The organism is Tsukamurella hominis, assembly GCF_965137015.1.
In the GTDB taxonomy this organism is placed as follows: domain Bacteria; phylum Actinomycetota; class Actinomycetes; order Mycobacteriales; family Mycobacteriaceae; genus Tsukamurella; species Tsukamurella hominis.
Genome location: NZ_CBCRZG010000008.1, coordinates 1 through 22,863 on the forward strand (window position 1 = coordinate 1; position 22,863 = coordinate 22,863).

The window sequence follows — 22,863 nt, forward strand, 5'->3', positions numbered from 1 at the left end:
GAGCCAGATGCCCGGTGAACTGAACCCAACCACCGCAGCGGCGTCAACACCAGAGACTCCCCAGCAAAGAAAGTGTCTCGGGCCGGTGACACGACCGCGGCACCTCCAGAATCGCACTGAGTGTCGCGCATACCCATGAATGCGCAGTTCAGAGGCGATATTCGAGCGCTCGCTCATGCAAGAACCGGATACCTACGCTCGCGCGGCGGCGAGGCTTGCGACCGAGTGTGAGCGTTCGTCCCCCACGCCGCGCCGAACCGCGGCTCCAGCGTTCGCTCCCCAACCGGGCGCCGTGCCTCCAGTAGGGGCTCGGTCTTCCCCCGCGCGACGCCGAGTCCCCTACCAGGAGCCGGCTCTCCCTCACTGGACGCCAGTTCTTCCCCCACCAGGCGTCCACACCCTCGCCGTACGCCGAAAGTCTCCAGCAGAGGCCGACTGCTCTTCGCGGAGCCGGCGGCCGCGCGGGTGCAGGCGGACGAGGGTCAGGGTCGCGGGCAACGGATTTCCGCGGGGTCAGGCCGCGGTGAGGGCCTCGAGGGCGTGGCCGTCGGGCGAGCGGAAGTAGACGCCGCGGCCGCCGAAGCGGTGGTTGATCTCCCCGACGCCGGAGCCGTCGGGCTCGGCGTAGAAGTCGAGGCCGCGCGCGGTGATCCGCGCGAAGATCTCGTCGAACTCCTGCTCCGAGACGAGGAAGGCGTAGTGCTGCGGGTGGACGGGCCCGGGCACGGTCATGACGTCGAGGACGACGGCGTTCGCGAGGCGGACCTGCTGGAAGTGCCCGCCGGCCACGTCCACCGGATCCTCGAGACCGAGCAGTTCGGTGAGGAACCGCGCGGTCACGAGATTGTCGGACGCTGCGACGATGGTGTGGTTCAGTTCGATGCTCATGCCTCGACGCTAGGACCTCAACCGGCGTTCATGTCAATGGCTAACGGCCGGAGTGCCGCCGCCGACGAACCGCAGGACCGCACTCCAGAACGCTTCGGTGGCGGCACCGTCGAACTCCGCCGGGAGCGAAGGGTCCGTGAAGAGGTGACCGGTGCCGGGGTACTGGACGTACTCGCCGATCGCGCCCGCCTCCCCGACGGAGCGCAGCACCGACTCGACGGAGCCGGCCTGCAGGAACGGGTCGTCGAGCGCGTAGTGCAGCTGGGCCGGCACGCCCTGCGGCCAGTGATCCTGGCCGATCATCTCCAGCGGCAGCGCCCCGGAACAGAGCACCGCCCGCGCGACGGGCCGGTTGCCCGCGACGTACGTCGCCATGCCGCCGCCGTTGGAGAAGCCCATGACCACCAGATCCTCCGGCAGCCCCTCGACCGCGGCCAGCGCGGACGCCATGAGCTCCGGGTAGTCGATCCCCTCCGCGTAGGCCGAAGCCTCCTCGTACGAGTCGAAGACGCGGCCGTCGTACTGATCGACGACGTGCACCGCATGCCCGGCGGCGCGGAGGCGGCTCGCGGCGTCGCGGACGCCCTCGCGCACGCCGAGCACGGAGTGGAACAGCGCGACGGTGCTCACGCGGCCCCACCGTTCACGCTGCGGCCGTTCCAGTTCGCGAGGCGTTCGGTGGGGCCTGCGCCGTCGCGGGCCTCCACGACGGGCCCGAACGGGAACTCCGGTATCGCACGGAGTTCCGCCGGGATCGCGACCCGCGCCACCTCGAGGGCGGCGACGGCGACGGCACCGTCGGGGATCTCGGCCGGCTGCCCGGTGGCGACGGCGATGTCCCACCCGTGCACCAGCGCCTCGTTGACGTAGGTGGCGAGGGCCTCGGAGCCCGACGCCTCGCCCCACGGAGCGGTCACCACCGTGTCGAGCGGGGCGTCGGACCACGCGGCGAGGGACCGCGTGCGGGCGTCGGCGTAGGTCGCGGCGTCGTGCTCCGGCACGAGGTTCGGCAGGCCGGCGACGGTGCCCGTCTCCGCGAGCGCGATCACCTGCAGACAATGAGCGGTCAGGTGCCCGGCCAGTGCGCGGACGTCGAGCTCGCCGCACGGCGTGGGCCGTCCGAGCTGGTCGTCGGTGAGCCCCTCCAGCAGGGACTGCACCCACGCCGTGGCGGCGGAATAGGTGGGGCGGGGGTCGAGGGCGATCTCTGTCATGCCCTCGAGTCAACCCGCCCCAGGTGCCAGTTCCTGACCTCTTTGCACCGCGACCTCAGGCCGCGGGCCAGTGGTGGCCGTTCCAGTTGGCGAGGCGCTCGGTGGGGCCGGCGCCCTCGCGCGGCTCGACGACCGGCCCGAAGGGCACGTCGCCGCCGCGGAAATCAGCGGGCAGCACGTTCGTGACCACCGCGAGCACGCCCTCGGGCAGCGCGGGCTCGGGGTACTCGGCGTTCTGGCCGGTGGCGACCGCGAGGTCCCAGCCGTGGACGAGGGTCTCGTTGACGTACATGCCCAGCGCCGCGAAGCCGGGGACGACGCCCCAGGGGACGGTGACCTCGCGCTCGAGCGGGGCGACGTCCCACGCCGCGAGCGCCTTCTCGCGGATCGCGCCGTACGTGGCGGCGTCGTGCTCGGCGGCGCGGAAGGGCTGCCCCTCGACCGTGGCGACGGTCGCCAGCGCCTCCACGCGCATCACGACGGCGATGAGGTGTTCGCCGAGGGCGCGGACGTCGAACTCGTCGCAGGGCGTGGGCAGCGCGAGCTGCTCCTCGCTGACGGCGGCGAGCAGGGACTGCACCCAGGCGGTGGCGGCGGCGTAGGAGGGGCGGGGATCAGTGGCTGTGGTGGTCATGGGAGCGATTCAACCGGCCAAACATGACATCTTCTGTCATGTTTGTCTGGCAATCTGAGATCCATGCGCGCCGACCGCCTCCTGTCCGTCCTCATGCTGCTGCGCCACCGCGGCACCATGACGGCCGCCCAGATCGCCGCGGAGCTCGAGGTCTCCACCCGCACCGTGCTGCGCGACGTCGAGGCGCTCGGCGTCGCCGGCGTCCCCGTCTACACCGACCGCGGGCGGGGCGGCGGTATCAGCCTGCTCCCCGGCTACCGCACCGACCTCACGGGCCTCACCCTCGACGAGGCGAAGGCCCTGCTCGCAGGGGCGCCCGACTCCCCCGCCTTCGCGGGCGCGATGCGGAAGGTGGCGGCGGCGCTGCCGGAGGCGCACCGTCGGGAAGCGGCGGCCGCCGCACAGCGGATCCACGTGCGCCCCGACGGTTTCGCCCGCGCGCCCGAGCCCGACCCGCACCTCGGCGAACTGCAGCGCGCCGTCATCGACGGGCTGCGGGTGCGGGCCGTCTACCGGCCGCGCGGCGGCGCAGCGGCGGAGCGGACGCTGGACCCCGTCGGCCTCGTCCACGCGGGACAGGCCTGGTACCTCATGGCCCTGCGGAACGGCGCGCGCCGTACCTACCGCACCTCGCGGTTCTCCGCGGTGACGGTGCTCGACGAGCCCGCGCAGCGCCCGGAGACGGTGGATCTGGCGGCGGAGTTCGAGGAGTCCCGCGCCTCCTTCCGCTCCGGGCACGAGGCGGTGCTCGTCGAGCTGCGCGCCGACGAGTACGGCTGGACCAAGCTGTCCGGGTTCGGGACGGTCGTCGCGCCGCCCGGGCCCGACGGTGCCGGCACGCTCGGCTTCAGCGACCTCGGTCGCGCGGTCTGGACGCTGTGGGGCGCGCTGCCGCACGTCGAGGTGCTGGGGCCACCCGCGGTGCGCGCCGCGCTCGCGACCCGGCTCGCCGAGGCGGCGTCGGCGCTGGGGCCGGGCTAGGAGGAGGCGTCCTCGGCCATCGCGCGGCGGATCCAGCCCTCGACGCCGGCGATGTGCACCGTCGCGCAGGCGCAGGCCACATCGGCCTGACCGGCGACGAGGGCCTCGTAGATCTGGCGGTGCTCGGCGATGGTGCGGGCGCGGGCGTCCTCCTGCTCGGTGCCGCGCCAGATCCGGGCGCGCAGCGTCGGCGCGGAGAGGCCCGAGATGAGTGCCCGCAGTACCGGGTTGCCGGAGGCCTCCGCGATCGTCTGATGGAACAGGATGTCCTGCTGCACGAGGGTTTCCACGGAAGCATCGGGGCCGCCGAGGGACAGGGTCCCCTCCAGGACGGCGAGCTTGTCCGGGGTGATCCGGTGCGTCGCCATCGCGGTGGCCGCCGGCTCGAGGATGCGGCGCACCTCGAAGAAGTGCAGCACCGAATCCTCCTGCTGGAAGTCGACGACGAAGCCCATCGTGTCGAGCAGCAGGGTGGGTTCGAGACTGGTGACGTAGGTGCCGTCGCCCTGCCGGACGTCGAGGATCCGCAGCATGGCGAGCGCACGGATCGCCTCGCGCAGCGAGTTGCGCGACAGTCCGAGCCGGGCCGCGAGATCGACTTCGCGCGGCAGCCGGCTCCCGGCGGGGAGCTCCCCGTCGGTGATCATCGCCTTGAGCTTGAGGATCGCGTCGTCCGTCCGCGAGATCCGCCCGGCACCCTCGTTGGTCGACATCGGTCAATCCTAGCGGCGCGAGGGGACGGGAGGCCTCACAACGCGGCCTCGAGATCGGGCCACAGCGCGTCGGGCGGGGGCGCCGCCAGCAACGCGAGGTCGGCGCGCACCTCGTCCGCGGAGCGCATGCCGAGGAGCACGGTCCGCACGGCGGGGTGGCGCAGCGGGAAGTGCACGGCGGCGTGCGGCAACGTGGTGCCGTGGGCCCGGCAGACGGCCGCGAGCCGGCGCGCCCGGTCCAGGACCTCGAGCGTGGCGGGCGCGTAGTCGTAGGTGGCCCCCGGCCGCGGATCCGCGGAGACAGTGATGCCGGAGTTGAAGACGCCGCCCGCGGCCACCGAGACGTCGCGCTCGAGGCACGCCGGCAGCAGGTCGTCGGCGGCGCTGCGGTCGAGCACCGTGTAGCGACCGGCGATGAGCACCGCGTCGAGATCGGTCTCGCGGACGAACCGGGTCAGCATCGCCGACTGGTTCATCCCCGCGCCGTACGACGTGATGACGCCCTGCCTGCGCAGCTCGTCGAGCGCGGGGAACGCACCGTCCATCGCCTCCGCGAAATGGTCGTCGGGATCGTGCACGTAGACGACGTCCACGCGGTCGCGGCCGAGCCGTTCCAGGCTGGATTCGATCGAGCGCAGCACGCCGTCGCGGCTGAAGTCCCACACGCGCTCCACGTCGGCGGCCACGGCGAAGCCCTCGGTGTCACCGGGCGCGCTGCTCTCCGACGCGGGGCGGAGGAGGCGGCCGACCTTGGTGGAGAGCACCACGCCGGTCCGGTCCCGCAGTGCCGCACCGAGTCTGCTTTCGGAGAGCCCCAGACCGTAGTGCGGGGCGGTGTCGAAGTAGTCGATGCCCGCGTCCGCCGCGGCGCGCACCGCGGCCGTCGCCTCCGCGTCGTCGACCGCGGTGAACAGGTTGCCGATCGCCGCGGCCCCGAAGGACAGCGGAGCCACGGTGAGGCCCCCGCGACCGAAGGGGCGGGAGGCGGCGAGGGCCGCGTCGTACCCGGTCACGGTCATCGCCGCGGCGGCAGTCGGAGGCCGCTCATGCCGCCGTCGACGGCGAGCGAGGTGCCCGTGGTGGCGGAGGCGGCGGGGCTGAGCAGGTAGCAGATCGCCCCCGCCACTTCGGCGTCCGTCACCAGGCGCCCGGTGGGCTGGCGTTGCCGCAGCTGTTCGGCCTCGGCCTCGGGGTCCGCGGCCGCGTCCAGCAGGCGTCGCACCCACGGGGTGTCGACGGTGCCGGGGTTGACGCAGTTGAATCGGATGCCCTCGCGCACATGGTCGGCCGCCATCGCGCGGGTCATCGCCTCGACCGCGCCCTTCGACGCGCTGTAGAGCGCGCGGCCCGGCAGGCCGGCGGTCGCGGCGATCGAACAGGTGTTGACGACGGCGGGGTTCGCGGATCCGCGCAGGTGCGGCAGCGCCGCCCGGGTGACCCTAACGGTGCCGAGGACGTTGACGTCCAGCACCTTCCGCCAGTCGTCGAGCGTCCCGGCCTCGACGGTGCCCTGCGCGCCGATTCCCGCGTTGTTCACCAGTCCGTCGATCCCGCCGAGGTATTCGGCGGCGGTGGCGACCGCGGCGGCCACCGCCTCGTCGTCGGCGACGTTGCACGCGATGCCCATGGAGTCGGGCGGCGCGTCGTCGGGCTGCAGGTCGAGCACTGCCACGACCGCACCCCGCACCATCAGCTCCTCCGCCGTCCGTCGGCCGATCCCCGAGGACCCACCGGTCACGACGGCCCGGAAACCGGCGAATTCGTCTGCGTTACTCATTGTGCTTCCTTCCAGGCCTCCCCGTCGGGGAAGCCGAACCGCACGAGCGTCTCCGGCCGGATCTGCGCCGAGAAGCCGGGCGCCGCGGGCGCGGCGTACGCCCCGTTCACGATGCGCACCGGGTCGAGGAAGTGCTCGTGGAGGTGGTCGACGTACTCGATGTTCCGGTCCGCGAGGGTTCCGGAGACCGCGACGAAGTCGAACATGGCGAGGTGCTGCACCAGTTCGCACAGTCCGACCCCGCCGGCGTGGGGGCAGACGGGAATGCCGAACTTGGCCGCCAACAACAGGATCGCGATGTTCTCGTTGACGCCGGCCACACGGGTGGAGTCGAGCTGGAGCACGTCGATCGCCTCCGCCTGGAGGAACTGCTTGACCAGCACCCGGCTGTGGGCGTGCTCACCGGTGGCGATGCGCACCGGCCGCACCCGGCGGCGGATGGCGGCGTGCGCGAGGACGTCGTCGGGGGCGGTCGGTTCCTCGACCCACCACGGATCGAACTCGCGCAGGCGCTCGATCGCCTCGACCGCCTCGTCGACGTCCCACCGCTGGTTCGCGTCGACGGCGATCCGCACGTCGTCGCCGACCACCGAGCGGGCGAGGGCGAACCGCCGGACGTCGTCGTCGATGTCGGCACCGACCTTGAGCTTGATCTGCGTGAATCCCTCCGCCACCGCTTCTTTCGCGAGGCGCGTCATCTTCTCGTCCGAGTAGCCGAGCCAACCCGGCGAGGTGGTGTAGGCGGGGTAGCCGTTCGCGCGCAGCGCGGCGGCTCGTTCCGCCCGCCCCGGCTCCGACGCGGTCAGCAGGGCCAGCGCCTCGTCGGGGGTGAGGGCGTCGGTGAGATAGCGGAAGTCGACCAGGTCGACGATCTCCTGCGGGGACAGCTCGCCGAGCAGCTGCCACAGCGGCAGGCCCGCGCGCTTGGCGCGCAGGTCCCAGAGGGCGTTGACCACGGCGCCGATCGCCATGTGCATGACGCCCTTCTCGGGGCCGAGCCAGCGCAGCTGGGCGTCGTAGACGAGTTCGCGGTAGACGCCGCCGAGGTCGGCGAGGACGGCGTCGACGCCGCGCCCGAGAACGTAGGGCGCGAGCGCCTCGATCGCCGCCCGCTGGACGTCGTTGCCACGGCCGATGGTGAAGACGAAGCCGTGGCCCTCCAGGCCGTCGCCGACGTCGGTGCCGAGGATCAGGTAAGCGGCCGAGTAGTCGGGATCGAGGTTCATCGCGTCGGAGCCGTCGAGCTGGGACGAGGTGGGGAATCGCACGTCGAGGGTGCGGAACTCCGTGAAGACACCGGACATCTCAGGCCTCCCCGAGGACGGAGCGATGGCCGCCGAGCAGATCGATGTGGGTCTCGATCACGTCGCCGCGGCGCAGGTAGGGCTTGGGGTCCGGATAGCCGAAGGCCACGCCGGCGGGAGTCCCGGTGTTCACCACGTCGCCGGGCTCGAGAACCATGAAGTGGCTGAGGTACCGGATGATCTCGCCGACGCCGAAGATCATCTGCGCCGTGTTCGCCTGCTGGCGGACCTCGCCGTTGACAGTGAGCCGGATGTCGAGGGCCTGCGGGTCGGGGACCTCGTCGGCGGTGACCAGCTCGGGGCCGAGCGGGTTGAAGGTCTCGCAGTTCTTGCCCTTGTCCCAGGTGCCGCCGCGGTTCATCTGGAAGTCGCGTTCGGAGACGTCGTCGGAGACGGTGTACCCGGCGACACAGGCGAGGCCCTGCGCGGCATCGTCGAGATACCGTGCGGTACTGCCGATCACGACGGCGAGCTCCACCTCGTAGTCGGTGGCGACCGAGCCGCGCGGGATCAGGACCTCGTCGTGCGGGCCGACGATCGTGCCCGACGTCTTGAGGAAGACCACGGGCTCGGCGGGTTCCTCGTGCTGCGTCTCCTGCGCGTGGGCGAGGTAGTTCACCCCGATGCAGACGACCTTGCCCGGCCGCGCGACCGGGGCGCCGACCCGCAGCCCCGCGGGGTCGACCTCCGCCAACCGGCCCGCCGCGAGGGCCTTCGCGAGCAGGCGCTGCGCATCGCCGAGCGTTCCCGGATGGTAGTCGGTGACGATGGGCGAGGCGTCGAACCACCGCCCGTCGCCCGTGGACACGATCGGGCGCTCGGCGCCCGCTTCCCCGACTCGCCGCAGTCTCATCGGCTTCCTTCCGCGTTCAGAGCGATGGGTCCGACCGGTGTCGGACGCCTCCCACGACCGCGCCGGAGCGCTGTGTCATGAGTCACAACTCATGACTGTAAACATCGGAGGTCTTGCGGTCAACTGGATGCACCGCGCGCCGCCCTGACCTAGACTCGCCTCAGGAGCTGGAGTAGTGATCGGAGGAATGGTGCCAGAGACCATCGCCCTGCATACGCGCCTCAAGGCCGGCGCGGAGGACGAGTACGACCGGGTGCACGCCGTGATCCCCGCCGAGCTCGACGTCGCGCTCCGCGACGCTGGAGTGCGCGCGTGGCGGATCTGGCGCGACGGGCGCGACCTCTTCCACCTCGTCGAGGTCGACGACTACCGCGCGATGCGGAGGCACCTGGCGGACCATCCCGCGAACGTGCCCTGGCAGGCGCGGATGGCGGAACTGCTCGACGTTCCCGACGACTACTCCGGGGACGATCGCGGCATCCCGCTGGTGTGGGCGCTTCCCCTCGGACCCGCATGATCGTCGACGCCCACCACCACCTCTGGGACCGCGCGCGGCACGATCACCGCTGGCTGGACACCCCCGGCCTCGAGGTCATCCGGCGCGACTTCACGGCCGCCGACCTCGCCGCGTCGACCCCGAGCGACGTGCGGTCGACGGTGGCGGTGCAGACCCTGAACTCCTCGGCGGAGACCTACGACCTCCTCGCGTCCGCCGGACCGGCGGGCGCAGTCGTCGGATGGGTGGACCTGATCTCGTCGCGGTGCGGGACGCGCCTGGACGAGCTCGCCGCCGCGCCCGGCGGAAGCAGGCTGCGCGGGCTGCGGCACCTCGTGCAGGACGAGCCCGATCCGGGGTGGCTGGTCCGCCCCTCCGTGCTCCGCGGGCTCGCGGCCGCCGCCGAGCGTCGGCTCGCCGTCGACCTCCTGGTCCGCGCTCCGCAGCGCGCCGCGGCGCTCGGCGCGGCGCGGCAGCAGCCCGGGACGTCGTTCGTCATCGACCACGCGGGCAAGCCGAACATCGGTGCGGGCGAATGGGAACCGTGGGCGGCCTGGATCACCGCGATGGCGGCGCTTCCCAACGTCGTGTGCAAGCTGTCGGGGCTGGTGACCGAGTGCCCGCCGCAGCCGTGGAGCCGTTCGCTCATCGAGCCCTACGCGCACCACGTGCTCGACGCGTTCGGCGCGGACCGCGTGATGTTCGGCTCGGACTGGCCGGTCTGCCTGCTGCAGGCCTCGTACGCCGAGGTGCTCGGGCTCACCGTCGAACTGCTCGACGGCGCCTCGCCGACCGAACGGGACGCGGTGCTCGGCGGGACCGCCCGACGGGTCTACCGCCTAGGCTGACCGGCCGCGCCGTCAGGCGAGGTTCACGCGGACGACGGTGCCGTCCGCCCCGCTGGTGGCGACGGCGCGGCCCGTGCGGTCACCGTCGGCGAAGTGGAGGGTGAGGTCGGCGCCCTCGCCGAGGAAGTTGCGCCACCACTGCTTCTGCTCCGGCATGGCCACGCCGATGACGACCTCGTCGCCCCGGCGCTGGTAGGCGACCGGCAGGGAGACGTGCTTGCCGGACTTGCGGCCGGTGTAGCTGACGGTGACCATCGACTTCCCGAGCGCGGGCCCGATGACGGGCAGGGACAGCAGCGGCGTGAACGCGGCGTTGAACAGCTTGGCGGTGCGCTGGAACAGGTTCATGCCACCACGGTAGCCGCGTCGGCATACTGGGGTGGTGAAGCTGATCCTCAACATCATCTGGCTGGTGCTCTGCGGGTTCTGGATGGCCGTCGGGTACGCGGTCGCCGGGATCATCTGCTGCCTGCTGATCGTGACGATCCCGTTCGGGCTGGCGTCGTTCCGCATCGCCAACTACGCCCTGTGGCCGTTCGGGCGGACCGTCGTGGACCGGCCCGGCGCCGGAGCGCCGTCGCTGGTGGGCAACATCATCTGGCTGCTCGTCGCGGGGATCTGGCTCGCGATCGGGCACATCCTGACCGGGATCGCGCTGTGCCTGACCATCATCGGCATCCCGCTGGCCGTCGCGAACTTCAAGATGATCCGGCTCTCGCTGCTGCCGCTGGGCTCGGAGATCGTGCCGACCTCGTAGCCCGGCGGTCAGCGGCCGAGGATCGCGCGGCGCAGGTCGGGACGGCGGAGGATCATCGCGAGCCAGATCAGCAGGCCCACGTAGACGCCGGAGAGCACGAAGCCCGCGATCGGCTGCTCGGCGCGCAGATTGATCGCGACGGCGCCGCCGAGGTAGCCGGTGAGGTAGATAGCGCCGATCACGGCGGTGCGCGGGATCGTCCACAGCACGACGCCGACCAGCAGCACCAGCCCGATGACCAGGATGTGCTTCTCCTGGAAGCCGAGCTTCAGGGTGCCGTCGATGACGGCCTGCGGCTTCGTCAGCTTGCCGACGACGTCGAAGACCAGGAACGCCCAGACCAGCACGGTGATGACCATGCCGGCGATCCAGGACTTCGAGCGGCCCTGCGCGGCGGAATCTGCGGTTGCGGGTGCGACGTCGGCGGACATGAGAGGCTCCTCGGTTCGGTGTTCACGGCGTGAACATCAGCAATGTTCACACCGTACACACAACCGATCGGTTGCGTCAATAGGTCGACCCCGCGGCGTTCGGTGTGGGAAATCGGCGTCCGGTTTGGGAGAGCCGGCTCCTCGTGGGGGATTCGGCGTTCCGTTTAGGAGAGCCGGCTCCTCATGGGGGAATCGGCGCCGCGAGGGGGACGACGCCTCCCCCACCGCACGAACGGCGTCTCATGGGGGACGGAACGCCGGGGCCGCGGATCGGCGCGGCGCGGGGGACGAACACGTCGCGTGGGGGACCGCGCCTCCCCCATGGGAAGCCGGTCGTCTCATGGGGACCGACTCTCCCCCACGCCCCGTCGACGCCGCGCGGGGGACGACGCCGGCGACACTGGTTTCCCAGCGGTTTCGGTGAACGATTCGCAGGTCGCCGGCACCGAAACCGCAAGCAATCGCGCCGAACCCCGCACGTCCCCGCCCGGCCCGGCCGACAGTCACCGTCGGACCAACGAATCCGGCCCCCGACCGCAAGGGTCGGGGGCCGGATTCAGCTAGCTACTCAGCTCACCGGTAGCCGTCGGAGAAGCCGTAGTCGTCGAGCGGCACCGCGGCACCGGACGGGGCGCCGAACGCACCCTCCGGGCCGTAGTACTGGTCGTCGAAGGTCGGCACCGAGTACGCGGCCGCGCGAGCCTCCTCGGTCGGCTGCACCTGGATGTTCCGGTACTTGTTGATGCCCGTACCGGCCGGGATGAGCTTACCGATGATGACGTTCTCCTTGAGGCCCACCAGCTTGTCGGAGCGGGTGTTGATCGCGGCGTCCGTGAGCACGCGGGTGGTCTCCTGGAAGGAGGCCGCCGACAGCCACGAATCGGTCGCGAGCGAGGCCTTCGTGATGCCCATGAGCACCGGACGGCCGGCCGCGGGCTCGCCGCCCTCGGCCACGACGCGACGGTTCTCGGACTCGAACTCGGAACGCTCGGTGAGCGAACCGGGCAGGAACTCCGTCGAACCCGAATCGATGATCGTCACGCGACGCAGCATCTGGCGCACGATGGTCTCGATGTGCTTGTCGTGGATCGACACACCCTGCGACCGGTACACCTCCTGGACCTCGTTGACCAGGTGCACCTGCACCTGACGCGGGCCCATGACGCGCAGCACCTCGTGCGGGTCGGCAGCGCCCTCGAGGAGCTGCTGGCCCACCTGCACGTGGTCACCGTCGGCCAGCAGGCGCTCCGAGCCGTCCTCGTGCTTGAACACGCGGAGGCGCTGGCGCTTGCTGATCTTGTCGTACACGACCTCTTCGCTGCCGTCGTCCGGCGTGATGGTGATCGTGTAGAACCGGTCGTCGTCCTCCAGGCGAATGCGGCCGGAGACCTCGGCGATCGGGGCCTTGCCCTTGGGGACACGGGCCTCGAACAGCTCGGTGACTCGCGGCAGACCGCCGGTGATGTCGTCACCGACGCCACCCTGGTGGAAGGTACGCATGGTCAGCTGGGTACCGGGCTCACCGATCGACTGCGCGGCGACGATACCGACGGCCTCGCCGATGTCGACGAGCTTGCCGGTCGCCATCGAGCGGCCGTAGCAGGTGGCGCAGACGCCGGTGCCGGTGGTGCAGGTGAGCACGGAGCGCACCTTCACCTCGGCGATGCCGGCCTCGAGCAGCGCCTCGATCTGCGGGTCGCCCAGGTCGTGACCGCGCTCGACGACGACGGTGCCGTCCTTGGCGACCGCGTCCTCGGCGAGCGTGCGGGCGTACGCCGAGGTCTCGACGTGCGCGTCGCGGATCAGCGAACCGTCGGCCTGAACCTCCGCCAGCGGGACGACGATGCCGCGGCTGGTGCCGCAGTCGGTCTCGCGGACGATGACGTCCTGCGAGACGTCGACCAGACGACGGGTCAGGTAGCCCGAGTCGGCGGTACGCAGAGCGGTATCGGCCAGACCCTTACGCGCGCCGTGGGTGTTGATGAAGTACTCCAGCACCGTCAGGCCCTCGCGGAACGAGGACTTGATCGGACGCGGGATGAACTCGCCCTTCGGGTTCGTCACCAGGCCCTTCATGCCCGCCAGGTTGCGCACCTGGGTCATGTTGCCGGTGGCGCCCGACTTCGGGATCATCGTGATCGGGTTGTCCTCGGGGTAGAAGTCGTCGATCGCCTTACCGACCTCGTCCGTGGCCTGCTTCCAGATCTCCACCAGCGCGTCGCGCCGCTCACCCGAGGTGAGGGCACCGCGGGCGTACTTGCGCTCGATGCCGTCTGCCCGCTCCTCGTACCGGTCGAGGATGTCCTTCTTGCTCGGCGGAACGAGCACGTCGGACATCGAGACCGTCACGCCCGAACGCGTGGCCCAGTAGAAACCGGCGTCCTTGAGCTTGTCGACGGTCTGCGCGACCACGATCATCGGGTACCGCTCGGCCAGGTCGTTGATGATCACGGCCTGACGCTTCTTCGGCATCTGCTCGTCGATGAACGGGTAGTCCGCCGGGAGCAGCTCGTTGAACAGCACGCGCCCCAGGGTGGTCTCGGCCGTCCAGGCCTGACCGCGGGTCCACGCACCGTCGAACAGCTCCGCCTCGACCTCGGCCGCCGGGCGCTGCTGCGTGAGCCGCACCTTGATCGGCGCCTGGATCGACAGGTCGCCCAGGTCGACGGCCATGATGGCCTCGGCCGGCGACGAGTACACACCGGTCTCCGGCTGGTCCTTCGCGGCGGGCGTGTACGCGCCCTTCGCGTCGGCCTTCTCGGTGGTCAGGTGGTACAGGCCGGTCACCATGTCCAGACGGGGCATGGCGAGCGGGCGGCCCGACGCCGGCGACAGGATGTTGTTCGAGGACAGCATCAGGATGCGGGCCTCGGCCTGCGCCTCCGCGGACAGCGGGAGGTGCACTGCCATCTGGTCACCGTCGAAGTCGGCGTTGAACGCCTCACAGACGAGCGGGTGCAGCTGGATGGCCTTGCCCTCGACGAGCTGCGGCTCGAAGGCCTGGATGCCCAGGCGGTGCAGCGTGGGGGCACGGTTGAGCAGCACGGGGTGCTCGGCGATGACCTCTTCGAGGACGTCCCACACCTGCGGGCGCTGCCGCTCGACCATCCGCTTGGCCGACTTGATGTTCTGCGCGTGGTTGAGATCCACCAGGCGCTTCATCACGAACGGCTTGAACAGCTCGAGCGCCATCAGCTTCGGCAGGCCGCACTGGTGCAGCTTGAGCTGCGGACCCACGACGATGACCGAACGGCCCGAGTAGTCCACGCGCTTGCCGAGCAGGTTCTGGCGGAACCGGCCCTGCTTGCCCTTGAGCAGATCGGACAGCGACTTGAGCGGGCGGTTGCCCGGTCCGGTGACCGGACGGCCGCGGCGGCCGTTGTCGAACAGCGCGTCGACGGACTCCTGCAGCATCCGCTTCTCGTTGTTGACGATGATCTCGGGCGCGCCGAGGTCGATCAGTCGCTTGAGGCGGTTGTTGCGGTTGATCACGCGACGGTAGAGGTCGTTCAGGTCGGACGTGGCGAACCGGCCACCGTCGAGCTGGACCATCGGGCGCAGCTCCGGCGGGATCACCGGCACCGCGTCGAGGACCATGCCCAGCGGCGAGTTGCCCGACTGCTGGAACGCCGCGACGACCTTGAGCCGCTTGAGGGCGCGGAGCTTCTTCTGCCCCTTGCCCGAGCGGATCGTCTCGCGCAGCGACTCGGCCTCGGCGTCGATGTCGAAGTTCTCGATGAGCTTCTTGATCGCCTCGGCGCCCATGGCGCCCTTGAAGTACTCGCCGTAGCGGTCCTGCAGCTCACGGTAGAGCTTCTCGTCGACGATCATGTCCTTCGGCGCGAGCTTGACGAAGGTCGTCCAGATCTCGTCGAGCTCGTCGATGGCACGCTGCGCGCGGTCGCGGATCTGCCGCATCTCCCGCTCGCCGCCGTCCTTCACCTTGCGGCGCTGGTCGGCCTTGGCACCCTCGGCCTCGAGGACGGCCAGGTCGTCCTCCAGCTTCTTGGCGCGGTTCTCGAGGTCCACATCGCGCTGGTCCTCGAGCACCTTCTTCTCGGAGGTGATCTCGGCCTCGAGCGTGGACTGCTCGTTGTGGCGCTGCTCCTCGTCGACCTCGGTGATCACGTAGGCCGCGAAGTAGATGATCTTCTCGAGATCCTTCGGCGCCAGGTCCAGCAGGTAGCCCAAGCGCGACGGGACGCCCTTGAAGTACCAGATGTGGGTGACGGGCGCGGCGAGCTCGATGTGGCCCATCCGCTCACGACGCACCTTGGCGCGAGTGACCTCGACGCCGCAGCGCTCGCAGATGATGCCCTTGAAGCGGACGCGCTTGTACTTGCCGCAGTAGCACTCCCAGTCCCGGGTCGGGCCGAAGATCTTCTCGCAGAAGAGGCCGTCCTTCTCGGGCTTGAGCGTGCGGTAGTTGATGGTCTCGGGCTTCTTGACCTCGCCGTAGCTCCAGTTACGGATGTCATCGGCGGTCGCCAGACCGATCTTCAGTTCGTCGAAGAAGTTGACGTCGAGCACTTCTCTCCTAATTCGTTCGGTTGGCGTGGACTAGTTCGCGAGGTCTTCGGCGGAGGCGTTCTCGTTGCGCGAGAGGTTGATGCCGAGGTTGGCAGCAGCGCGCTCGAGATCCTCGTCGTCGCCGTCGGCCATCTCGATGGCGGCACCGTCGGACGACAGCACCTCCACGTTCAGGCAGAGCGACTGGAGCTCCTTGAGGAGCACCTTGAACGACTCGGGGATGCCGGGCTCGGGGATGTTCTCGCCCTTGACGATCGCCTCGTACACCTTCACGCGGCCGACCACGTCGTCCGACTTGATGGTGAGGAGCTCCTGCAGGGTGTAGGCGGCGCCGTACGCCTGCATCGCCCAGCACTCCATCTCGCCGAAGCGCTGTCCACCGAACTGCGCCTTACCACCCAGCGGCTGCTGCGTGATCATCGAGTACGGGCCGGTGGAGCGGGCGTGGATCTTCTCGTCCACCAGGTGGTGCAGCTTCAGGATGTACATGTAGCCGATGGCCACCGGGTACGGGAAGGGCTCACCCGAGCGGCCGTCGAACAGCGTCGCCTTGCCGTCGGCCTGGACCATCACGTCGCCGTCGCGGTTCGGGAGCGTCGAGCCGAGCAGGCCGGCCAGCTCCTCGTCCCGCGCACCGTCGAAGACGGGGGTGGCGGTGTTGGTGTCCTTGGGCTGGCTGTACATCTCCTCGGGCAGCTGCGCCGCCCACTCAGGGATGTTGCCGTTCTCGTCGCGCACGTCCCAGCCGGTCTTGGCGACCCACCCGAGGTGCGTCTCCAGGATCTGGCCGATGTTCATACGACGGGGCACGCCGTGCGTGTTCAGGATGATGTCGACCGGGGTGCCGTCGGGCAGGAAGGGCATGTCCTCGGCGGGGAGGATCTTGCCGATGACGCCCTTGTTGCCGTGGCGGCCGGCCAGCTTGTCGCCGTCCTGGACCTTGCGCTTCTGGGCCACGTAGACGCGGACCAGCTCGTTCACGCCGGGGGCCAGCTCGTCGTCGTCGTCGCGCGAGAAGACGCGGACGCCGATGACCTTGCCGGTCTCGCCGTGGGGCACCTTGAGCGAGGTGTCGCGGACCTCGCGCGCCTTCTCACCGAAGATCGCGCGGAGCAGGCGCTCCTCCGGGGTCAGCTCGGTCTCGCCCTTCGGGGTGACCTTGCCGACCAGGATGTCGCCGTCGCGGACCTCGGCGCCGATGCGGATGATGCCGCGCTCGTCGAGATCGGCCAGCACCTCGTCGGAGACGTTCGGGATGTCCCGGGTGATCTCCTCGGCGCCCAGCTTCGTGTCGCGCGCATCGATCTCGTGCTCCTCGATGTGGATGGACGTGAGCACGTCCTCCTCCACCAGGCGCTGCGAGAGGATGATCGCGTCCTCGTAGTTGTGGCCCTCCCACGGCATGATCGCCACGAGCAGGTTCTTACCGAGCGCCATCTCACCGTTGTCGGTGCAGGGGCCGTCGGCCAGGACCTGGCCGGCCTCGACGTGCTGCCCGGCGTTCACGATCGGACGCTGGTTGGCGCAGGTGCCCTGGTTCGACCGCGCGAACTTGCGCAGCTTGTAGGTCTTGCGCGTGCCCTCGTCGGCCATGATCGTGATGAAGTCGGCGGAGACCTCCTCCACGACGCCCGGCTTCTCGGTGATGACGACGTCGCCGGCGTCGACCGCGGCGCGCAGCTCCATACCGGTGCCGACCAGCGGCGACTCGGAACGGACCAGCGGCACGGCCTGACGCTGCATGTTCGCGCCCATGAGGGCACGGTTGGCATCGTCGTGCTCGAGGAACGGGATCATCGCGGTCGCGACCGAGACCATCTGGCGCGGCGAGATGTCCATGTACTCCACGGCGGAGACGGGGACGAACTCCACCTCGGAGCCGCGCTTCCGCACGAGCACCTTCTCGTCGGTCAGGCGGCCGTCGGCGTCGGTGGCCGCGTTCGCCTGCGCGATGTAGTAGCGGTCCTCCTCGTCGGCCGTCATGTAGACGATCTCGTCCGTGGTCTTACCGTCCGTGACCTTGCGGTACGGGGTCTCGATGAAGCCGAACGGGTTGACCCGCGCGTACACCGACAGCGAACCGATCAGGCCGATGTTCGGGCCCTCAGGGGTCTCGATCGGGCACATGCGGCCGTAGTGCGACGGGTGGACGTCGCGGACTTCGAGGCCGGCGCGCTCACGCGAGAGACCACCGGGGCCCAGAGCCGACAGGCGGCGCTTGTGGGTCAGGCCCGACAGCGGGTTGTTCTGGTCCATGAACTGCGAGAGCTGCGAGGTGCCGAAGAACTCCTTGATCGCCGCCGAGACCGGGCGGATGTTGATCAGGGTCTGCGGGGTGATCGCCTCGACGTCCTGCGTGGTCATGCGCTCGCGGACGACGCGCTCCATGCGGGACAGGCCCACACGCAGCTGGTTCTGGATCAGCTCGCCGACGGTGCGCAGGCGACGGTTGCCGAAGTGGTCGATGTCGTCGACCTCGACGGGCACCTCCTCGCCGCCGGGCACGGTCATGTAGGTGAGCTGCTCCGACGGTGCCTCGTGCAGGCGCACGAGGTACTCGATCGTCGCGACGATGTCCTCCTCGGTGAGCACCAGCGGCTGCGTGCCGTCGGAGTTCGCCGGGAGACCGAGCTTCTTGTTCAGCTTGTACCGGCCGACGCGGGCCAGGTCGTAGCGCTTCTCCTTGAAGAACAGGTTCTCCAGCAGGGTCTGCGCCGACTCCTTCGTGGGCGGCTCGCCCGGGCGCAGCTTGCGGTAGATGTCGAGCAGCGCCTCGTCGGTGCCGGCCGTGTTGTCCTTCTCCAGGGTGGACCGCATGATCTCCGAGAAGCCGAAGCGCTCGAGGATCTGCTCCGTGGTCCAGCCGAGCGCCTTGAGCAGCACGGTGACGGGCTGGCGGCGCTTGCGGTCGATGCGGACACCGACGGTGTCGCGCTTGTCGACGTCGAACTCGAGCCACGCACCGCGGGCCGGGATGACCTTGACGCTGTGCAGCGGCTTCTCGGTCGACTTGTCGATGTTCTCGTCGAAGTACACGCCCGGGCTGCGGACGAGCTGCGAGACGACGACGCGCTCGGTGCCGTTGATGATGAACGTGCCCTTGTCCGTCATCATGGGGAAATCGCCCATGAAGACGGTCTGCGACTTGATCTCGCCGGTGTTGTTGTTGATGAACTCGGCGGTGACGAACAGCGGCGCCGCGTACGTCATGTCCTTGTCCTTGCACTCCTCGATCGAGGCCTTGACCTCGTCGAAGCGCGGATCGGAGAAGGAGAGAGACATCGAGCCCGAGAAGTCCTCGATCGGCGACAGCTCAGCGAGGATGTCCTCCAGACCGCCGGTGGGCTGTGCCTCGCCGCGCGCCGCGGCCTTCTCCCGCCAAGCGGGCGTACCGACGAGCCAGTCGAACGAGTCGATCTGCAGATCGAGCAGGCCCGGTACGGGAAGCGGCTCGGAGATCTTCGCGAACGACACGCGCTTGGGCGCTCCGGGCACCACGGCGTCGTTCTGATCGTTCTGAGTCTGGCTGGAGACGGAGACTGCCAAGATGCGTCCTCTGCTGTGACTAGTAACGTTGCCAAAACTGTGCTGACGGCAACCCGCAGAGTACGGCCCCTACGAAGGGCGAATATTCAGATGGGCAGGAGGCAGCCAGCGCAACGTCCAACACTAACAGAGGAATGACCACCCCGCAAGGGGCAGTCCAGACTAAGCCCCGAGGGGCTTGCGCGCAAGCATGACGCGCGCCGTTCTTCGAACACCGGCATCGTCGGTCGGCTCCGCCGTCGGCCCCGGCCGCGGGCTGGCTGCCGTGCGGGCCGGAGGCACCCGAGGATGCTCTCACGTGGACACGAGCACTCGCGTCCTGCCGATAACTGTGACCCGAATCCGCGCGAACGTCAAGCGAAACCGCCGATTTCCTTCGAATATCGGGGCCGACGCCACCCCCGGGACGACGACACCGGCCCGGGAGGAGTTCCCGGGCCGGTGTCGGCGGTTGTCACGACGGTGCGGTCAGCGGCCGTCCTCGACCTTCGGCAGGTGGTCGGTGGGGTTCTCGTCCGGCTGCGTCACCGGGTAGGCCGACGTCGGGGCCTCGTCGCCCGCGTACTCCTTCTGGATGGAGACGGGGGCCGTCTCCGGGACCTGCTGGTACTGCTGCGCGGCGGCCGCGGGCACCGTCGTGGCGTAGTCGGCCGGGTCGTCGCCGAGGTCCTTGCGGATCGCGATCTGGGCCTTCTCGGGCAGCGTCGGCAGGATCTGGCGGACGCGGGCCTTGCGCCGCTGCTCGCCCTTGCGGGGCGGCATGCCCGGCGTGGGCTGCATCTGCGGGGCGATCTCGTCCGGCACGTCGACGCCACCGTCGGAGTGGCCGGCGGCGACGCGGGCCATCTCGGCCTCCATCTGCGCCGAGTCCTTCTCCTCCGACATGCCGATCGGGCCGATCATCGAACCGGAGAGGAACTGCTTGACCACCGGCTCCTCGGACGTGAGGAGCACCTCGCGGGGGCCGAACATGACCAGGTGCTTGAGGAAGAGCATGCCCATGTTGTCCGGCACGGTGCGGGCGATGTTGATGTTGTGCGAGACGATCAGCGTCGTGCAGTCGATCTGCGCGTTGATGTCCATCAGCAGCTGACTGGTGTAGGTGGTACGCACGGGGTCGAGGCCGGAGTCCGGCTCGTCGACGAGCATGATCTGCGGGTCCATCACGAGGGCGCGGGCGAGGCCGGCGCGCTTACGCATACCGCCGGAGATCTCGCCCGGGAGCTTGTCCTCGGCGCCGATCAGACCGACCATCTCGAGCTTCTCCATCGTGATCTGACGGATCTCGCTCTCCTTCTTCTTCGTGTGCTCACGAAGCGGGAAGGCCGTGTTGTCGTACAGGTTCATCGAGCCGAACAGCGCGCCGTCCTGGAACAGCACGCCGAACATCTTGCGGATCTCGTACAGCTCCGAGGACGTACACGTGAGGATGTCCGTACCGTCGATGATGATCTCGCCCTCCTCGGGGCGCAGCAGACCGATCAGCGACTTCAGGAACACCGACTTACCGGTACCCGACGGGCCGAGCAGAACCGAGACCTCGCCCGCGGGCAGGGTCAGCGAAACGTCGGACCAGATGTTCTGGGACCCGAACGACTTCGTCAGGTTCTTGGTTGTTACTTCGACACCCACTGTCGAGACCTTTCGTCGCTTCCAGGTGTGGCTCGCGCCACAGACCGCTGGGAGCACAGTACCCCAGTACCCGCTGGTGGCGGTACCGGACCTGTTCTACTCGAGGCCGGTGGCACCGTCGGAAACGCGAACCGCCCCGTCGCACTGGGCGACGGGGCGGTTGCAAGCACTGACGTGCGGTTCGGTTATTACTTGACCGAAACCGACGCGCCGGCCTCCTCGAGCTTGGCCTTGGCCGCGTCGGCGGCCTCCTTGTCGACCTTCTCCAGGATCGCCTTGGGGGCGCCCTCGACGAGGTCCTTGGCCTCCTTCAGGCCGAGGCCCGAAACCAGCTCGCGGACGACCTTGATGACCTGGATCTTCTTGTCGCCGGCACCCTCGAGGATGACGTCGAACTCGTCCTGGTCGGCAGCGGCGTCGGCGCCGCCGGCGGCCGGGGCGGCACCGGCAGCCGCGACGGCGACCGGAGCAGCAGCGGTGACCTCGAAGGTCTCCTCGAAAGCCTTCACGAACTCGCTGAGCTCGAGCAGGGTCAGCTCCTTGAAAGCATCAAGCAGCTCGTCGGTGGTGAGCTTCGCCATGGTGGCGTCCTTCCGTTCAGTCTTGCTCGCTGATCCGCGAGGCAAGGTGGTGATGGTTCCCGCGAGCGGTGCGCGCGGGGGTTCGCTGGATCAGCGGTCTTACGCGGCAGCCTCGTCGGCGGCCTTCTTCTCCTGCAGCGCGGCGGCCAGGCGGGCCACCTGCGAGGCGGGAGCGTTGAACAGGCCAGCGGCCTTCGCCAAGTTGCCCTTCATGGCACCGGCGAGCTTGGCCAGGAGCACCTCGCGCGACTCGAGATCGGCGATACGCTCGACCTCAGCCACGGACAGCGCCTTGCCGTCCATGTAGCCGCCCTTGATGACCAGGGCCTTGTTGTCCTTGGCGAACTTCTTGATCGCCTTGGCGGCCTCGACCGGCTCACCCTCGATGAAGGCGATAGCGGTCGGGCCCACGAACAGCTCGTCCAGGCCCTCGACGCCAGCATCCTTGGCGGCGAGCTTGACCAGGGTGTTCTTGGCGACGGAGTAGGTAGCACCCTCTCCGAGCGAACGACGCAGCTCGGTGATGGAACCGACCGACAGCCCGCGGTACTCGGTGACCACGGTGGCCGTGGACTTGGAGAACTGCTCAGCGATCTCAGCGACTGCTGCGACCTTCTCGGCGTTTGCCATACTTCGCCTCCTCTCTACGTGTCATCCGTCGTGGGAGGCCTTGCCCTGAAACGACGAGAACCCCGGCGCAGGGCGCACGGGGTTCATGAAGAATCCTCGTCCTCCTGCGTGGGTCGCCGGCTCGGGGCCGGACCTTCGATCAGGCTCGCGCCTGACGACCGACGGTCTTCGGTGGAACGGTCCGGTTGTCACCGGATTCCGAAGGACCAGAGTACCGACGGTGCGCGGGTTCGCCAAATCGTGGTTCGACGGTGCGGTGCGGCCGGGACGGTCGGGAGCACCGTGCCTCATTGGGTGTCGTTCCCGCGCGGCGCCGAATCCTGCAGCTGGGACTCGGCCGCGGCATATCGCACCCCGCCGTGTCACATCCCCTGCTCAACGTTCCATCCCTCACCAGACACCCGGTCCCCACCCCAGGATTCGGTCCCCCACCGAACGCCGTGCGTGGGGAGGGGGCTCGGTCGTCCCCCGCGCCGCGTTCACTCCCCCACTCGACGCCGACTCTCCCCCACGACAAGCCGGCTCCCCGGGCGGGCACCTACGGCCGGTGCCGCCGGGTGCACGCCAGTCAGCCGACGGTCACGCCGGACTCCGTGTAGACGATCCGCAGGGCGAGGCCCGCTTCCGGGCCCATGACCTGCGCCGCGAGGTCGACGAAGGCGCGGGTGAACGACGGGCCGTGGGCGGCCCCGTCTGCGTCCACCGACGCGACCACGTGGTGCGCGAGCTCGTGCAGGATGACCAGCTCGCGCAGGGCCCAGGCACCGTCGCGCCCGGCGGGGACGGCGACGACCGGGCCGGCGGGACCGCTCTCGTAGTGCGCGCCGGCCGCGCCCGCTCGAGCCCGCACCCGCACCGCGCCGGAGCCGAGGACCCGGTCGGCGTAGGTCTGCACGGACTCGACCGAGGCGAAGCGAGCCTCGGGCGGCAGCGTCAGCGGCACCCCCAGGACGTCGACGGTGCGGCCCGCCCCCGCGTGCTCGAACAGGCCACGGACCAGTTCCTCCGCGCGGTAGACCGCGGCCCGCTGCGCGTCCCTAGCCAGCGG

The 22,863-nt window shown here is 69.7% G+C and carries 20 protein-coding genes and 1 pseudogene; 4 read left to right on the top strand and 17 right to left on the bottom strand.

The features are described from left to right. Nucleotides 1–513: 513 nt before the first annotated feature. From ACM9LD_RS12135 to ACM9LD_RS12150, 4 genes are read right to left on the bottom strand one after another with little or no spacing between them, the layout of a single operon-like run. Nucleotides 514–888, bottom strand: a complete 375-nt coding sequence (locus ACM9LD_RS12135; RefSeq protein ID WP_415676905.1) for a VOC family protein — start codon at nucleotides 886–888, stop codon at nucleotides 514–516. Nucleotides 889–921: 33 nt separating this feature from the next. Next, a complete protein-coding gene (locus tag ACM9LD_RS12140; RefSeq protein ID WP_415676906.1) occupies nucleotides 922–1,518 on the bottom strand; it encodes a dienelactone hydrolase family protein in 597 nt (198 codons plus the stop codon). Further along, nucleotides 1,515–2,102, bottom strand: coding sequence for a TIGR03086 family metal-binding protein (locus tag ACM9LD_RS12145; RefSeq protein ID WP_415676907.1), 588 nt, complete (start codon nucleotides 2,100–2,102; stop codon nucleotides 1,515–1,517). Before ACM9LD_RS12145 ends, ACM9LD_RS12140 begins: the two co-directional genes overlap by 4 nt. 55 nt (nucleotides 2,103–2,157) lie before the next feature. Then, entirely contained in the window at nucleotides 2,158–2,736 is a 579-nt protein-coding gene (locus ACM9LD_RS12150) for a TIGR03086 family metal-binding protein (protein ID WP_415676908.1), read from the bottom strand. Nucleotides 2,737–2,799: 63 nt separating this feature from the next. Between ACM9LD_RS12150 and ACM9LD_RS12155 the strand changes: the two genes are divergently transcribed. Continuing rightward, a complete protein-coding gene (locus ACM9LD_RS12155) occupies nucleotides 2,800–3,717 on the top strand; it encodes a helix-turn-helix transcriptional regulator (protein WP_415676909.1) in 918 nt (305 codons plus the stop codon). Here ACM9LD_RS12155 and ACM9LD_RS12160 read toward each other — a convergent pair. Genes ACM9LD_RS12160 through ACM9LD_RS12180 form a run of 5 tightly spaced genes read right to left on the bottom strand, consistent with a single transcriptional unit; the run spans nucleotide 3,714 to nucleotide 8,364 of the window. Further along, the gene (locus ACM9LD_RS12160) at nucleotides 3,714–4,430 is read right to left on the bottom strand and encodes a FadR/GntR family transcriptional regulator (RefSeq protein ID WP_415676910.1); all 717 of its coding nucleotides are present in this window, start codon (nucleotides 4,428–4,430) and stop codon (nucleotides 3,714–3,716) included. The genes ACM9LD_RS12155 and ACM9LD_RS12160 overlap by 4 nt on opposite strands. 35 nt (nucleotides 4,431–4,465) lie before the next feature. After that, nucleotides 4,466–5,443 (bottom strand): aldo/keto reductase, encoded by a 978-nt coding sequence (locus tag ACM9LD_RS12165; protein WP_415676911.1) that lies wholly within the window; start codon nucleotides 5,441–5,443, stop codon nucleotides 4,466–4,468. 2 nt (nucleotides 5,444–5,445) lie between these two features. Then, a complete protein-coding gene (locus ACM9LD_RS12170) occupies nucleotides 5,446–6,207 on the bottom strand; it encodes an SDR family NAD(P)-dependent oxidoreductase (protein WP_415676912.1) in 762 nt (253 codons plus the stop codon). Next, the gene (locus ACM9LD_RS12175; protein WP_415676913.1) at nucleotides 6,204–7,511 is read right to left on the bottom strand and encodes an enolase C-terminal domain-like protein; all 1,308 of its coding nucleotides are present in this window, start codon (nucleotides 7,509–7,511) and stop codon (nucleotides 6,204–6,206) included. Before ACM9LD_RS12175 ends, ACM9LD_RS12170 begins: the two co-directional genes overlap by 4 nt. 1 nt (nucleotide 7,512) lies before the next feature. Beyond that, nucleotides 7,513–8,364 carry a fumarylacetoacetate hydrolase family protein gene (locus ACM9LD_RS12180; RefSeq protein WP_415676914.1) on the bottom strand — a complete coding sequence of 284 codons (852 nt, stop codon included), beginning with the start codon at nucleotides 8,362–8,364 and terminating at the stop codon, nucleotides 7,513–7,515. Nucleotides 8,365–8,554: 190 nt separating this feature from the next. On the opposite strand from ACM9LD_RS12180, the gene ACM9LD_RS12185 reads away from it, so the two are divergent. Together ACM9LD_RS12185 and ACM9LD_RS12190 are read left to right on the top strand one after the other, a co-directional pair. Further along, entirely contained in the window at nucleotides 8,555–8,881 is a 327-nt protein-coding gene (locus tag ACM9LD_RS12185; RefSeq protein ID WP_415676915.1) for an L-rhamnose mutarotase, read from the top strand. Next, nucleotides 8,878–9,708: an amidohydrolase family protein gene (locus ACM9LD_RS12190; protein ID WP_415676916.1), complete on the top strand. Its 831-nt coding sequence runs from the start codon at nucleotides 8,878–8,880 to the stop codon at nucleotides 9,706–9,708. Before ACM9LD_RS12185 ends, ACM9LD_RS12190 begins: the two co-directional genes overlap by 4 nt. 12 nt (nucleotides 9,709–9,720) lie before the next feature. On the opposite strand, the gene ACM9LD_RS12195 is transcribed toward ACM9LD_RS12190, so the two are convergent. After that, nucleotides 9,721–10,056, bottom strand: a complete 336-nt coding sequence (locus tag ACM9LD_RS12195; RefSeq protein ID WP_415676917.1) for a hypothetical protein — start codon at nucleotides 10,054–10,056, stop codon at nucleotides 9,721–9,723. Between the two features lie 34 nt (nucleotides 10,057–10,090). On the opposite strand from ACM9LD_RS12195, the gene ACM9LD_RS12200 reads away from it, so the two are divergent. Beyond that, nucleotides 10,091–10,465, top strand: a complete 375-nt coding sequence (locus tag ACM9LD_RS12200) for a YccF domain-containing protein (protein WP_415676918.1) — start codon at nucleotides 10,091–10,093, stop codon at nucleotides 10,463–10,465. 8 nt (nucleotides 10,466–10,473) lie between these two features. Here ACM9LD_RS12200 and ACM9LD_RS12205 read toward each other — a convergent pair whose 3' ends face one another. The 7 genes and pseudogenes from ACM9LD_RS12205 to ACM9LD_RS12235 form a co-directional block, all read right to left on the bottom strand. Next, on the bottom strand, nucleotides 10,474–10,896 hold the full coding sequence (locus ACM9LD_RS12205) for a DoxX family protein (protein WP_415676919.1): 423 nt from the start codon (nucleotides 10,894–10,896) through the stop codon (nucleotides 10,474–10,476). A gap of 573 nt (nucleotides 10,897–11,469) precedes the next feature. After that, nucleotides 11,470–15,426 (bottom strand): DNA-directed RNA polymerase subunit beta', encoded by a 3,957-nt coding sequence (locus ACM9LD_RS12210; RefSeq protein WP_415676920.1) that lies wholly within the window; start codon nucleotides 15,424–15,426, stop codon nucleotides 11,470–11,472. Nucleotides 15,427–15,456: 30 nt separating this feature from the next. Then, nucleotides 15,457–19,007: pseudogene (rpoB, locus tag ACM9LD_RS12215) on the bottom strand (DNA-directed RNA polymerase subunit beta). 433 nt (nucleotides 19,008–19,440) lie between these two features. Further along, on the bottom strand, nucleotides 19,441–20,604 hold the full coding sequence (locus ACM9LD_RS12220; protein ID WP_415676921.1) for an ABC transporter ATP-binding protein: 1,164 nt from the start codon (nucleotides 20,602–20,604) through the stop codon (nucleotides 19,441–19,443). 188 nt (nucleotides 20,605–20,792) lie between these two features. Next, a complete protein-coding gene (gene rplL, locus ACM9LD_RS12225; RefSeq protein WP_415676922.1) occupies nucleotides 20,793–21,185 on the bottom strand; it encodes a 50S ribosomal protein L7/L12 in 393 nt (130 codons plus the stop codon). Between the two features lie 99 nt (nucleotides 21,186–21,284). Beyond that, nucleotides 21,285–21,815 carry a 50S ribosomal protein L10 gene (gene rplJ / locus ACM9LD_RS12230; protein ID WP_415676923.1) on the bottom strand — a complete coding sequence of 177 codons (531 nt, stop codon included), beginning with the start codon at nucleotides 21,813–21,815 and terminating at the stop codon, nucleotides 21,285–21,287. 568 nt (nucleotides 21,816–22,383) lie between these two features. Further along, complete coding sequence (locus tag ACM9LD_RS12235; RefSeq protein WP_415677070.1) at nucleotides 22,384–22,860, bottom strand: TIGR04338 family metallohydrolase; 477 nt, start codon at nucleotides 22,858–22,860, stop codon at nucleotides 22,384–22,386. Between the last annotated feature and the right edge of the window lie 3 nt (nucleotides 22,861–22,863).